At 67.5% G+C, this 13742-nt stretch carries 10 protein-coding genes; 5 read left to right on the top strand and 5 right to left on the bottom strand.

Annotated features, from left to right (window positions below):
- Nucleotides 1–60: 60 nt before the first annotated feature.
- A complete protein-coding gene (locus H5T74_03450) occupies nt 61–1749 on the bottom strand; it encodes a methylmalonyl-CoA mutase (protein ID MBC7229433.1) in 1689 nt (562 codons plus the stop codon).
- Between the two features lie 456 nt (nt 1750–2205).
- On the opposite strand from H5T74_03450, the gene H5T74_03445 reads away from it, so the two are divergent.
- Nucleotides 2206–4311 carry a glycoside hydrolase family 3 C-terminal domain-containing protein gene (locus H5T74_03445; GenBank protein ID MBC7229432.1) on the top strand — a complete coding sequence of 702 codons (2106 nt, stop codon included), beginning with the start codon at nt 2206–2208 and terminating at the stop codon, nt 4309–4311.
- A 156-nt stretch (nt 4312–4467) separates the two neighbouring features.
- On the opposite strand, the gene H5T74_03440 is transcribed toward H5T74_03445, so the two are convergent.
- Both H5T74_03440 and H5T74_03435 read right to left on the bottom strand, forming a co-directional pair.
- On the bottom strand, nt 4468–5607 hold the full coding sequence (locus tag H5T74_03440) for a xylose isomerase (protein ID MBC7229431.1): 1140 nt from the start codon (nt 5605–5607) through the stop codon (nt 4468–4470).
- 109 nt (nt 5608–5716) lie between these two features.
- Entirely contained in the window at nt 5717–7213 is a 1497-nt protein-coding gene (locus tag H5T74_03435; GenBank protein ID MBC7229430.1) for a carbohydrate kinase, read from the bottom strand.
- 400 nt (nt 7214–7613) lie between these two features.
- Here H5T74_03435 and H5T74_03430 point away from each other — a divergent pair, with 400 nt between their 5' ends.
- On the top strand, nt 7614–8414 hold the full coding sequence (locus H5T74_03430) for a class I SAM-dependent methyltransferase (GenBank protein ID MBC7229429.1): 801 nt from the start codon (nt 7614–7616) through the stop codon (nt 8412–8414).
- A gap of 138 nt (nt 8415–8552) precedes the next feature.
- Here the strand turns inward: H5T74_03430 and H5T74_03425 are convergent, their stop codons facing one another.
- Together H5T74_03425 and H5T74_03420 are read right to left on the bottom strand one after the other, a co-directional pair.
- Complete coding sequence (locus H5T74_03425) at nt 8553–9554, bottom strand: divergent polysaccharide deacetylase family protein (protein MBC7229428.1); 1002 nt, start codon at nt 9552–9554, stop codon at nt 8553–8555.
- A 528-nt stretch (nt 9555–10082) separates the two neighbouring features.
- A complete protein-coding gene (locus H5T74_03420; GenBank protein MBC7229427.1) occupies nt 10083–10982 on the bottom strand; it encodes an IPT/TIG domain-containing protein in 900 nt (299 codons plus the stop codon).
- Between the two features lie 692 nt (nt 10983–11674).
- Between H5T74_03420 and zupT the strand changes: the two genes are divergently transcribed.
- The 3 genes from zupT to H5T74_03405 all read left to right on the top strand — a co-directional run bounded on the left by zupT (nt 11675) and on the right by H5T74_03405 (nt 13537).
- Entirely contained in the window at nt 11675–12433 is a 759-nt protein-coding gene (gene zupT, locus H5T74_03415; protein ID MBC7229426.1) for a zinc transporter ZupT, read from the top strand.
- A 146-nt stretch (nt 12434–12579) separates the two neighbouring features.
- Nucleotides 12580–13113 carry a signal peptidase I gene (locus H5T74_03410; protein ID MBC7229425.1) on the top strand — a complete coding sequence of 178 codons (534 nt, stop codon included), beginning with the start codon at nt 12580–12582 and terminating at the stop codon, nt 13111–13113.
- Nucleotides 13091–13537 carry a HEPN domain-containing protein gene (locus H5T74_03405; protein MBC7229424.1) on the top strand — a complete coding sequence of 149 codons (447 nt, stop codon included), beginning with the start codon at nt 13091–13093 and terminating at the stop codon, nt 13535–13537. The genes H5T74_03410 and H5T74_03405 overlap by 23 nt, the downstream gene beginning before the upstream one ends.
- The last annotated feature ends 205 nt before the right edge of the window (nt 13538–13742 follow it).

Raw genomic sequence — 13742 nt, 5'->3', positions numbered from 1 at the left:
TCGCGTGCTTTACCTCTCCGGCCGCCCGTCTCCGGGGGTTGCCCGCCCCGGCCCGGCCGTTCAGCAGATGAAGGCGTCCTTGCTCTCCTTGCCGGCGCCCAGGGCCTCCTGCAGGGCGTTGCGCATCTCCTCCAGGGTGGCGTAGGCCTTCACCGCCTCCATGCACGAGGGCACGATGTTGCGGTGGGCGGCGGCGTCCTCTTTCATCCTCTCCAGCGCCCTCCGCAGAGCTTCCCCGTCGCGGCGCTCCTTTACCTGTCGCAGCATCTCCACCTGGTGCCTCTCGTGGGCGGGATCGATGCGCAGGATCTCGATGGGGACCTCCTCGTCCTCGCTGTCCTGGAACATGTTCACCCCCACCACGGCGATCTCCCCCGCTTTCAATTTGCGGTGGTACTCGTTGGAGGCCTTCACCACCTCCCGCTGCACCCAACCCGCCTCCAGCGCCGCCACCATGCCGCCCATGTCGTCGATCTGGCGCAGGATATCCTCCGCCTCCGCCTCGATGTCGTCGGTGAGCTTCTCCACGAAATAGGAGCCCGCCAGGGGATCCACGGTGTTGGCCACCCCGCTCTCGTAGGCGATGATCTGCTGGGTGCGCAGGGCGGTGCGCGCGGCGTATTCCGAGGGCAGGCAGTAACACTCGTCCATGGAGTTGGTGTGCAGGGAGTTGGTCCCGCCCAACACCGCCGCCAGGGCCTGGATGGTGGTGCGGATGACGTTGTTGATGGGCTGCTGGGCGGTGAGTGAGCTCCCCGCCGTCTGCACGTGGAAGCGCAGCAGCCACGAGAGGGGGTTCCTGGCCCCGAAGCGCTCCCTCATGATGCGCGCCCACAGCCGCCGCGCCGCCCGCAGCTTGCATATCTCCTCGAAGAAGTCGTTGTGGCAGTTGAACATGAAGGAGAGGCGGGGCGCGAAGTCGTCCACGTCCATGCCCCGGCCCATCAGCTCCTCCGTGTACCCGATGGCGCTGCCGATGGCGAAGGCGATCTCCTGCGCCGCCGTGCTCCCCGCCTCGCGTATCTGGTAGCCCACGAAGCTGATGGGGTTCCAGCGCGGCACGTGCTTGCGGCAGTACTCCACCACGTCGGCCGAAAGCCGGAAGCCGTCACGCAGGCTCACCACGGACATGTTCACCGTGTAGTACTGCGAGAGGACGTCGTTCTGCAGCGTGCCCCGCAGGCGATCGAAGGGGACCCCCCTCTTCTCGGCGAGGGCGAGGTACATGGAGAGGATGAAGGGCCCGGAGTGGATGATGGAGGTGGACACCTTCTCCATATCGATGCCGTCCATGATCACCTCCATGTCCCGCAGGGTGCAGGTGGGGACTCCGTCCCTGCCCACCTCCCCCTCGCACAGGGGATTGTCGGAGTCCAGCAGGTTGGTGGTGGGGTTGTCGTAGATGATGTTCAGTCCCGTCTGGCCCTGCTCGATGAGGAATTTGAGGCGCTTATTGGTCTCCTCGGGGGTGGCCAGCCCGGTGATCAGCCGCCGCGTCCATAGGTTGGCGCGGTACCCGGTTGGGAACACCCCGCGGGTGAATGGGTACCAGCCCGGAAAACTGATGTCCCGCACGTAGCTCTTGCCCGCGATGTCCTCCGGGGTGTAGACCCTCTGCACGGGATGACCCGACTGGGTCCTGAATTCCTCTTTGCGCTCGGGCCATCTCTCCATGATGGGACCGAGCACGGTGAGTTCCCACTCCTCGCGGGTCTTGCGGATGGCCTCAAGCTCGTCTTCCATGAACATGGCGGCAGCCCCCTTGGCTCTGGATCCTGCGGTTTTCCCATAGACAGCCGATGTTATTTTATTCATCGCGTATAAATATTGTCAAGTTTTAGTTTAGTAAGAGTGCACTTTTCATGAGGCCTTCGAGGCCCTGGACGCCCCGCTCTGCCCGTGCGCGGCCCCCGGCTTGCGTTCCCGCGGTCACGCACCGACGAGCGCCGCCTTCTCCGCGCGGGAAGGGGCCCGTGCGCGGCCCATCGAGCGGCCACGCGGTCTGATATAATCACCATGACCATGACCAGGGGGGCGGGCCGAGACGCGGTGGGGACAGCCGCCGGGTACGGCGGAGACCCGCGATCCGTGGGATGGTGCCAGGAAGCGGTGGACGACGCAAAGAGCCGCGCGGAGACGGGAGGGCCCGCCGCCGCTCGCGCTCCCCAGACCTATGGCTCCGGAAGGTGAGAGGGGGGGATGTCGTTGGCCGGGCGAAAAAAGCGCGGGCATGAAGGCTGGCAGGCCGTGCTCGAGGCGCGGGGGGAGGAGCGCGAGCGGCGCATCGCGGAGCTGGTCTCGGACATGTCCCTGGACGACAAGGTGCGCGAGATGTCCGGGACCACCAGCCCCTTCAAACAGCTTTACATGATCTTTCATTACAACCGTTTCCCCTTTCTGGCGGGTGGAAACCGGCGCCTCGGCATCCCTCCCATAAGGTTCACCGACGGGCCGCGCGGCGTGGCCCTCGGCAACTCCACCTGTTTCCCCGTGTCCATGGCCAGGGGGGCGAGCTGGGACCGGGAGCTGGAGGAACGCATCGGCGAGGCCATGGGCATAGAAGCCCGAGCCCAGGGAGCCGACTTCTTCGGGGGAGTGTGCATCAACCTCCCCCGCCACCCCGGCTGGGGCAGGGCGCAGGAGACCTTCGGCGAGGACCCCTTACTGCTGGGGGAGATGGGCGCGGCCATGGTCAGAGGCCTGCAGAGACACGTCATGGCATGCGTGAAGCACTTCGCCTGCAACAGCATCGAGGAGTCGCGCTTCTTCGTCGACGTGCGGGTGGACGAGCGCACCCTGCGCGAGGTCTATCTCCCTCATTTCAAACGCTGCGTGGAGGAAGGGGCGGCGGCGGTGATGAGCGCCTACAACCGCGTCAACGGGGACTACTGCGCCCACAACCGGCACCTCCTGCGCGACATCCTCAAGGGGGAATGGGGCTTCCGGGGAGCGGTGATGTCCGATTTCCTCTGGGGGACGCGGGACACCGTGAGGGCCGCCCTGGGGGGCTTGGACATCGAGATGCCCTTGCGCATCCACTTCGGGCGCAAACTGAAAAGGGCGGTGCGCGAGGGAAAGGTGTCGGAGACGCTCATCGACGAGGCGGTGACCAGGATCCTGCGCATAAAGGCTGATTTCGCCGCAGTCGGGGACCCCTCGCTATACGGGCGCCTGCGCGTGGCGTGCGCGGAGCATACGGCGCTGGCGCTGGAGTCGGCACGCAGGTCCATGGTGCTGCTCCGGAACGAGGGCGCGCTCCTCCCCCTGGACCGCGAGGCCGTCAGAAGGCTGGCGGTGATCGGCAGACTGGCAGATATTCCCAACATCGGGGACAAGGGCAGCAGCCGGGTGAGGCCGCCCCATGTGGTCACCCCCCTGCAGGGCATCCGCGAGCTGTCGGGCGGGACGGAGGTCCTCTACCATGACGGCTCCCATCCCGGCCAGGCCGCCGCGGCGGCGGGGAGCTGCGACGCCGCGGTGGTGGTGGTGGGCTTCACCGGCAGGGACGAAGGGGAGTCCATCCCCTACATGAAGGGGGTGGGGGGCGACCGCGAGGACCTCTCGCTGCGACCCCGGGACGTCGCCCTCATCGAGGCGGTGGCGGAGGCCACGGACCGCTGTGTGGTGGTGGTGGAGGCGGGTTCCGCCTTCCTCACCTCGGGCTGGCGGGACAAGGTCGGGGCCATCCTGGTGGCGTGGTACCCGGGCATGGAGGGAGGCAGGGCCCTGGCGGAGATCCTCTTCGGAGAGGTGAACCCCAGCGGCAAGCTCCCCGTCACCTTCCCGGAGGACAACGCCCAGCCGCCCCCCTTCGACAAAAGGGCGGAGTCCGCGGAGTACGGATATTACCACGGCTACCGGCTCTTCGACCGGGAGGACATGCGGCCCGCCTACCCCTTCGGCTTCGGGTTGAGCTATACCAGGTACGAGTACTCCGACCTCAGGGTGAGCGCTTCGGGCATGGACGAGGACGGGGAGATCGCCGTGGAGGCCGACGTCGCCAACCGCGGGGAGCGCTCCGGGGAGGAGGTGGCCCAGCTCTACGTGTCCTGTCCGGCCGCGGCCGTCGACCGCCCCCCCAGGGAACTCAAGGGTTTCGCGCGTGTGCGCCTGGAGCCGGGTGAGAAGAAGACGGTTTCCTTCCGGCTGCGGGCCGCGGACCTCGCCTATTTCGACGCCTCCACCTCCACCTGGAAGATCGAGGAAGGAGAGTACCGGGTCTTCGTCGGACCCTCCTCGCGCTCCGACGACCTGAAGCTGTCGGCGTGCTTCCGCATCCCGCCGCCGGGCACGGACCGCGCACCCGCATAGCTCTGCCTCGAGGGGGCGGTTACGCCGAGGTCTGCAAAACGGTGTGAGCGGGCGTGCTCACGCATCCCGCCGCCGGGCACGGACCGTTACGGCGGCAAGCGCGGTCGCGGGCTGCGTCTCTCCTCTGTCCTGCGTCCCGCCCCGCTCCCGGCCTCCTCAGCCCTCTCCCCGGTACATGCGCTTGAAATGGCCCCAGGCGGAAGCTACCGCCTCGCGCACCAGGTCCTCCGCCTTGGCCGTCTCCCTTCTGGTAAGATATTCCAGGAGAAGGGCGTGGTCCATCTCCTGCGCCGCCTTCTCGCAGGCCTCCCAGGAGAGGATGGAGCGCACTACGCGGTCCACGGCCTGCTCGCGGCAGTCGTAGGGGCGCGGCTGCATGTCGTGACCTTTCCAGCGCGCGTACCCGGCGCGCAGGGCCAGCCCCGCCACCGCCACGTTCATGCCGTTGATGCGCGCCCCATGGTCGATGTCGTACTTGCCCGGACCGCCCAGGACGACGCCGTCGTTGTAACCCTGGCCGTTCACGTGCATGTGCACCAGCATGCCGTTGTCCACCTCCTCCACGGTGTCGTGGACGAGGTCCAGTCCCACCATCTCCGTGTGCCCGAACTCCTTGTTTATCCCCTTCCCTGCGAGGTCGACGCCGTATTCATCCTCCAGCTTCTTCCAGAAGAGGATGGCGCTGGCCACGGTGGGGAGGAGCATGGCGGGGTGGCCTTCGTTGGGCTTGGGCTCGAGGGCCATGAACATACCGCCCCCCATCTCCACCTCGCGGCGGCACAGCGCGGCCACGCTCTCCTTGAGGTTGCGGTACATCTCCGCCACCGCCGCGCTGGCGAGGTCGTATCCCCATGAACCGTTCCAGAGCACGAAGGAGGGCGCCAGAGCGGGTTCGGAGTGCCAGGCGGGACGCAGGGGACCGTGGGCCAGCTCCAGCGCGCGCTCGCCGAACTCCTCGGCGGCCCTCCGCTCCTCGGCGTCCAGGGAGGCGATGCCTCCGTAGGCGAAGCGGCGGTGGGCTCCGGGGGTGAAGAGGGCGAGGTGGATGCCGTGGGACACCAGGGCGTCGGCCACCTCCCCGGCGTTCCCCTCGTCCACCTCGTAATCGTAATGGAATTCCATGCCCAGGCGGATATGCTCAGGCAGGCGGGGCCTTATCTCTCTCGCCGCCAGCTCCACGCATCCCGGGGTGTCGAGGGCAGCCCACTCGGGGATGGAGTCGGGGGGCACGAAACCCCCCTTCCCGGCATGGAACGTCCAGCGGCAGATGCTGTGAAAAGAGGTCTCTTCCCGCATCACACGCCTCCTTTTTCTTCCAGATGTCTGCCTCGAGGGCCCCTGTCGCCATGGGGCCCGCCCCTTCCACGGCGAGGGCTCGGAGAGCGGGCCGGCATCTACGCGGCGGTCAGGTCATCTGCCGCTCCAGCTCCGCCTTCCAGCGTCCGTACGCCTCGCGGTAAGCCTCCTCCAGGTCCGGGTCCGGCTCCACCGTCTCCACTCTCTCCAGCCCCCTGAAGGCCTCCGCAACGTCCGCGAAGACCCCCGCTCCCAGCCCCGCGCCCCGCGCGGCCCCCTGGGCGCCGTCGGTGTCATAGACCTCCAGCGCCGCTCCCGTGACCGCGGCGAAGATGCGGCGGAAGAGGGGGTCGAGGAACATGTTCGCCCGGCCCGCGCGTATCCTCTCCGCCCCGGCCCCCATGGCGCGCATGATCTCCAGGCCGTAGTGGAGGGCGAAGACCACGCCCTCCTGAGCGGCGCGCAGGAGGTGCGGCCGGCGGTGACAGTTGAAGTCCAGTCCGCGCACGGAGGCCCCGGGCAGGCGGTTCTCCAGCGTCCTCTCCGAACCGTTGCCGTAGGGAAAGAACATGAGGCCCTCCGACCCCGGGGGCGCCGACGCCGCCTCCTCGTCCATGCGCCGGTAGTCCGGTCCTCCCGCCGTTCCTCCCAGCAGGCTCCTGAGCCAGCGGTAGGTTATGCCCGCGCCGTTCACGCACATCAGCACGCCGTAGCGCGGGTCCTCCTCCCGGTGGTTCACGTGCACGAAGACGTTGACGCGTGAGCGCGCGTCGCTGCGGGGCTCCGCGGACACCCCGTAGACGACTCCCGAAGTACCCGCGGTAGCGGCCGCCTCCCCCGGCTCCAGCACCTCGAGGGCGAAGGCGTTGTTGGGCTGGTCCCCGGCGCGATAGGCCACCGGGATGCCGGGGCGCAGGCCGAGCTCCGCGGCCGCTTCGCGGGTGAGTTCCCCCTGCACGGAAAAAGTGGGCCTCACCTCGGGGAGCATCCCGGAAGGGATCCCGTAGTGTTCCAGGACCATCACCGCCGCCTCGCCGGCGGTGAAATCCCAGAGCACCATCTCCGAGAGGCCCGAGGGGGTGGTGACCGCCTCCCCCGTCATACGCAGGGCGAGGTAGTCCCCGGGCAGCATGGCCTTGTGCACGAGGCGGAAGAGCTCCGGTTCGCTCTCCTTCAGCCAGGCCAGCCTGGAGGCGGTGAAGTTGCCGGGCGAGTTCAGCAGGCGCCCCATGCAGCTCTCTACGCCCAGCGCGCGCAGCGCCCTCTCCCCCACCTCCACGGCGCGCGAGTCGCACCAGATGATGGAGGGGCGAAGGGGCTTGAGGTCCCTGCCCACCACCACCAGCCCGTGCATCTGGTATGAGATGCCGATCGCGGCCACTTCACTCATCTCGGCGCCGCTCTTCCGGCGCAGCACGGCGGTGGCGCGCACCAGGTTCTCCCACCACGTCTCCGGGTCCTGTTCCGCCCAACCCGGGCGGGCCGCCGCGATGGGCAGCTCCCGATCCGGGGAGCTCGCGGCCGCCACCTGCCGCCCCGTGGCCGCGTCCAGCAGGGACGCCTTGATGAAAGAACTCCCCGCGTCATAACCGAGCAGATAGGCCATGGCCTCCACACACCTTGCCGGGACGCCTCCGCCGACTTCCCTTGCGCGGCGCGGCAGAGGATCCCGAGCCCCGCCGCTTCCGCCGCGCTCGGGCACCGTTTATCATGGGGACATGTTAGCAAGAGAGGGTTCCCCCGAAAAGCGGGGAAGCCACGGCCTCGCGCCCGCTGAGGCCGGCCTCCGCCCACCCGCGGCGGTTGGAGGAGGTGTGGAAGGGGCGGCGGGGGCGGTGCCTCGAGAAGCGTCCTGCACGGCGACGGTCCTCATGCCCGGCTCTTCAGGCCGCTCTGCGGGAGGACGAGCCGCGGCCAAAGGGGCGGAGTACGCCAAAGGCATCACGAACCCCCGGTGCCGGCCTTCTCCGGGGAGGCCCAAACCCATAGAGGACCGGTGATGCAGCTTGAAGGTCGAAGAATACCGCCGCCAGCGCGCGGTTGAGGACAGGCACTGGTGGTACCTGGGCCACCGCCGACTCTTCTCTTCGCTCCTCGAAAGTTACTGTCCGGACGCGCCGCGGGGCCGGGTGCTCGACGCGGGATGCGGAACGGGTGGCTTTACGTGCTGGCTGCGTGATCGCTACCGGCCCCGCCGGCTGGTGGGCGTGGACGTCAGCGAGGAGGCCCTGCGCTTCTGCCGGGAGCGCGGCCTGGAGGAACTGCGCTGTTGCGGGGTGGAGGAGCTCCCCTTCGCCGGCGACCGTTTCGATCTGGTGGTCTCCTTCAACGTGATCTACCACCGCGCGGTGAGCGACGACCTCGCGGCCCTGCGCGAGATGGCCAGGGTCCTTGCCCCCGAAGGATGGCTGCTGTTGAACCTCCCCGCCCTTGCCCTCCTCCGCGGCAGACACGACGAGGCGGTGGATGGGGCTAGGCGTTATCGCGCCAGACAGGTACGAGAGATGCTCACCGCGTCAGGGCTCGAACCGGTGAAGGTCACTTACTTCGTCTTCACCCTGCTGCCAGCCATCGCGGCCTTCCGCCTCGCGAGCAGGATGGACGGAAGACCGGCGATCCGCGCGGACCGCTCTCCCTCCCCCAATCCTTACGGCCTCCTTCGACCTTCCTCCGATCTGTGGATGCCTCCGCCACCCCTGAACGCCGCCCTGACCTCCCTGCTCGGCCTCGAGGCTCGCGCCGCCTCCCGCTTTTGTCTGCCCCTGGGAAGCTCCCTCGTCGCCTTGTCTCGGAAGGTAGCCCGATAGCGTGCGCCGCCGGGGACATCCGGTCGGGCCCGCGGACGCTCCCCGGGTAACGGCGCTCGCTCCTGGCAGCGCAGGGCCGCGCCGGGAGCGCGATTACGCTATGCCGCCCGCGGGCGTGCCCCGCACCCGGAGGAGGCTTCAGTTGTGGATGTCCTCCACGAAGGCGAAATTGATGCCCTCGGCACGCAGCGTCCTTACCATCTCCCCCACCACCGAGGGCGTGTTGGGGCGGTGGAAGTGGCATATGCCTATGGCCGTGCCGTCCTGACGCGCTATGCGCGCCAGGCGGCGCATGGCCTCCCTTATGGTGTAGGGCTCGTTGTGGTGGTCGATGAACACCTGGTTCCTGCGCCGGGGGAAACCCAGCTCCTGAGCAGCCCTGGTGACCTGGCTGTGGGTGGAGCTGTCGCTGTCCACCACGAAGAGGCCGCGTTCCCTGGCCCACTGGCACATGTAGTTCATGAGCTGGTGGTCGTTGCAGCCCCTGCCGCCCTGGTGGTTGTTGATGCCCGTCACGTGGGGCACCGTGGCCAGGTCTCCGTCCACGGTGGCGAACACCGTGTCGCGGCTCATCCCCACCGCGAGCTGCCCGGTTCCCGAGAAGGAGTTGGGGGGGTCGTTCTCGGTGGGGATGTGCATCATGATGCGGTATCCCGCGGCGCACAGGCGCTCCGCCGTGGAGGCGGAGGCCTGGCAGTGGGGCATAACCGCGAAGGTTACGGGGGCTCCGACGGCCAGCCAGCGCTCCAGGTTGGTCACGTCTCCCCCCGTATCGTCCACCACGATGGCCACGGTGGGCGGGCTGGCGACCGAGGCCTTCTCCCTCCTCGGCGGCTCCTCCGGGGTCGCGCCTCCCTCCCGGCCTCCGCCTTCCGCCTCTTCCTCCGCCGCCGCGGGCGTCACCACGGCCCCGTTGCCCTCCGCGGCGGCCTGCTCCTCCCGGTCAAGGCCTCCCTCAACCCCCTGCTCCGAGAAAAACAGACCCCTTGCCGGCCCCCAGGGAGAGAGGACCAAGGCCGCCGCTAAGAGCGCCATGCAGGCGGCAACCACCACGGTCCGCCTGAGCCTCCTCCGCCTGCGCAGGCGCCTGCGCCGCGCCAGCACCTCCCGCATGTCCACGTGGAACTCGTTGTCCTCCATGTCACCCCGGCCATCCGTGCGCCCCGCATCCGTCTCGGGCGCGTGTCCTACTCCGCTTGAGACCACATTCTACCCCAGGAGGGTTCCGCGGCGACATGACCGTCCCCGATATCCCCGACCCGGGACGTTTCTGCCCAGGCGGAGGTGGTTGTCCGACACGGTCCGGAAGCCGCCATATACCCATATACATGGGGTACATGTGGTCCCGAGACGAGGGGATCGCGAGCGCCGTCTTACTCACTTGTCGTCGCGGACGATGCGATCTTCTTTCCCGTCTCCAGGTTTGCCTCTGTGGGGCTCTCGAGCGTGCCGAGCACCCCGGGTCGTGGGATTTCGGATCCCTACGGGAAACAGAAGGCAAGGTGAGGTTAAGCCCGGTGACCGTATTTCCGCCCCCGCGCGAAAGGGCAACCCGTCCGGGGAAGACGGCGAGCGGGCGCCTGCCCGAGGCCGGGCGCCCGCTTCCGCCGCCTCCATCTGCCGCGCCCGCGGCCGGATGCCGCCGGCACGCCCATGGCGCCGGATGGTTCAGGTCTTCTCGATGTCCGAGGGTATGGGTTCGCCCTTGAAATCGATCCCCGTCCAGGGGGGCTCGCCGGTCTTCAGGCATTCCCAGCCCCCCAGCATGTTGTTCATGATCAGCACGGCCTCGAAGGATTTTCCTCCCGGCACCTCCACCTTCACCACTTCCCAGTTGGGGTTCTGGGCGCTGCGCTTGACCAGGGTCACCTTCCACTGCTCGGAGCCAGCCGTGGACTGTCCCTGCGCCTGGAGGTAGTCGATGACCGCCTGCTTCTGCTCCGCCATCTTGTCCTCGTCGCTGCCGATCTTGAAGATGGCCTCGTTGCTCTTTCCGGCATCGTTCTTCACCGTGACCCCGTAGGTGTTCGGCCCCAGATTGGGAGGCACCACGATGGTGATGGAGGTATCCGACCACTTCTTGACCTCCGCGGTCCCGGTGCCGAAGAGGACCTTGCCGCTGCCCTGCTCCTTTCCGAACCCCGTGCCCTTGATGACCACCTCGTCGCCGGATCTGCCCCTCTCCGGCTCCAGCGAGGTTATCCTGGGGCCCGCGGCGGGCGTTCCCGTGACCTTGAACTCCACCTCGTTGCTGGCGCCCTTTTCCGTCTCCACCTTGACTCCGTAGGCGGCCTCGGCCATGTCCGCGGGAAGCTTCACCGTGATCACGGTGTCGGCCCACGCCACCACCTCCACCTGCCTGCCGCTGAAGAAGACCACCCCCGTCCCCTGCGAGGACCCGAACCCGGACCCCTTGATGACCACCTCGCTCCCCGGCGGCCCGCTCACCGGGTCCAGGGAGCTGATCTGCGGCTTCGCAGCGGACTTGCCGCAGCCGGCGAGGAACGCAGCGGCCAGCGTCAAGAGAGCCGCAAGCGCCACTCCCAAGCGCCACATCCTCTTCATCATGTTCTCTCTCCTTTCCTGTCCTCCGCGCGCCTTCGCCTCATGCGTCGCCCTTAGAGAGGTATATCGGGACGGAGCGCGCCGCAGTTAACCCCTCGCAGCGTGGTGATACGCGGCGCGCGGCACCCGCCTGGCATCTGCGCCTCCTGTTCCCGACCGGATCTCCACAGACGACTGGCTCGCTCCGGCGTGCGGCGCAAGATGGACCATACGGAGAGGGGCTTGTTCCGCCGTCCTCTCTGCCGCCTTCCCGCAGCAAACGGCATCCTCGGAAACGCTCACCATATATTCCCATGAAGAAGGTGGGTGAGGCGTTCGTGTGCGTCCTCGGGAGAGCGTTGCATGGAGAGAAGCGGGTGCCGCACCCACCTCCCCGCTTCCCGAGGGGAATCGGCCCGTGAGGGCATTTGCCTTATATTGCCATGAAGAAGGTGGGTGAGGCGTTCGTGTGCGTCCTCGGGAGGGCGTTGCATGGAGAGAAGCGGGTGCCGCACCCACCTCCCCGCTTCCCGAGGGGAATCGGCCCGTGAGGGCATTTGCCTTATATTCCCATGGAGAAGGGGGTATGATGTTCGTGCAGGCCCTCGACGGCGGGAAAGGCCGGCGAGGCGGCGCGGACCCGCAGCAGCGGCTTAATGACCCTGCCTGCGGCGGATGGCTTGCGGACATCATCGGCATGTAAACGCGAGGTGCGCATGGACGTCAACGTTGGCTGGGCTCTGCTCATCACCGCCGCCGCGGGGCTGTCCACCACCTTCGGCAGCCTGCTCGCCCTGTGGCTCGAGAACCCCGGCCCGCGTTTCATCAGTATGACCCTGGGCTTCTCCGCGGGGGTGATGCTGCTGGTATCCTTCGTCGAGCTGCTGGCATCAAGCCGGGAATACCTGGGCCTGGGCCCCGCCCTCCTGGGCTTCTTCGCCGGGATGGCCTTCATGTTCGCCGTGGACGCCCTCATCCCCCACGAATATTTCGCGGAGAAGATCGGCGCTCCCGCGGAGGAGAGCCGCGAGATGTACCGCACCGGCGTACTGGTGGCCCTGGGCATCGGCATCCACAACTTCCCGGAGGGAATGGCCACCTTCGCGGGCTCCCTGCAGGACCTGCGGCTCGGGCTGGCCATCGCCGTCGCCATCGCCATCCACAACATCCCCGAGGGGATGGCGGTCTCCACGCCCGTCTACCTGGCGACGGGAAGCCGCCGCAAGGCTTTCTGGTGGTCATTCCTCTCCGGAGCCGCCGAGCCCGCCGGGGCGGCGGTCGCGGCGGCGGCGCTTGTGCGTCATATCAACGAAACGGTGCTGGGGTGGGTCCTGGCCGCCGTCGCCGGCATCATGGTCTACATCTCCCTCGACGAGCTCATCCCCGCCTCGCGTGAATACGGCATGGACGCCCATGCCATGCTGGGGGTGACGGCCGGCATGGCGGTGATGGCGCTCAGCCTGTGGTTGCTGTGACTGCGGGAGCCGGATAGCGCCCTCACCCCGGCGGGATGGACGGCGGTGATCGCCTTTAGTCCGTGGTTGCCGTGAAATCGGTGGAGCCGGGCGAGGCGGCAGCTTGTTTATATGAAAAACGGGAGGACAGGATCGAGGAGACGGCGATGAGGGGACCGTTCTGGTCGAGGGAACTATCCCTCAAGGACCTGCGGGAGAGGAACCGGGCCGCCTACCTGCTGCTCGTGGTTCCCGCCTGGGCGCTGGAGGGTTTCCTGCTCCTCCTCTTTCTGCTGCTGCTCTTCTCGGCCGTGAACCCCTGGCTGCACGCGCGGGTGATCGTCTCCGGGTCCATGGAGCCCACCATCCGGACGGGGAGCATGGTGGTGGTAATACCGCGTGAAGAGTACCGTCCGGGCGAGATCATCGCCTTCCGGGACCCCAGGATCGGGAGGAACGTCCACCGTATCGTGGACGAGTTCGAGCGCGACGGAGAGCGGTACCTCGTCACCAAAGGCGACGCGGTGGAGATGCCGGACCGTTTCCCGGTGCCGCTGGAGGAGGTGGAGGGAAAGGTGGTGGCCATCTTCCCCTACCTGGGATATGTCGCCTACCTGGGATACTTCGCCGCCCTGGTCCCGGTGGCCCTGGCGACCCTGCGCCTGGCCAGGAGGTCGGGTGCGCGAAAGGCCTCTTCCTAGGCCGAGGGGACGGCCCGAAGGCCTCGCGTCCCCGGAGCGCCCGTGCCGGATACCATATTGTGGTATCGTAGATCTCGGGAACGGAGAAGGGGATCGGAGATGGCGAAACTGGATATCGAGGAGATCGTGCGCCGCAAAGGCACTCAAGGCTTACCTGTATCCGAAGCTGGAGGAGCCCGACGTCTTCAGGACCCACTCGGTGGCTGAGCTGATTGAGGCGGCCGTGAAAGTGGACCCCGTTTTCTCCCGCGCTAAGAGATCCAAATCTTTGGATGCCTATTATATCCCCACGCGGCATCCCGACAGCCTCCCCGGCGGTGTTCCGTCCCGGTTCTACGACGATCCCATCGAAGCCGAGGAGGCGGGCAATCTGGCCAGGCAGGTCATCGAGACGGTTAAAGCAACCTTCCCCGGCGGCGCATAGCCGCGAAGCGCGGTCTTCTCTGCCCCTTCGCGCGGGCGTTCGCCTTTTTATCTCAAGCAAGCCCTCTTTCCTGCTCCTGTTTAAGCCCCCCGGTGGGTATTTACGTCTCCGGGTGCCGTTTCATGCCGCGGGCTTTGCGCTAGCCTTGCGCCATTAGGGGTGATATATGGGGTACTCGGGGTGAACGGATCGAGATGTGAAAACG

This window comes from Actinomycetota bacterium (assembly GCA_014360645.1).
In the GTDB taxonomy this organism is placed as follows: Bacteria; Actinomycetota; Geothermincolia; order Geothermincolales; family RBG-13-55-18; genus Solincola_B.
The sequence above is the reverse complement of the archived record's forward strand: the minus strand, read 5'-3'. Positions and strand labels throughout refer to the sequence as shown.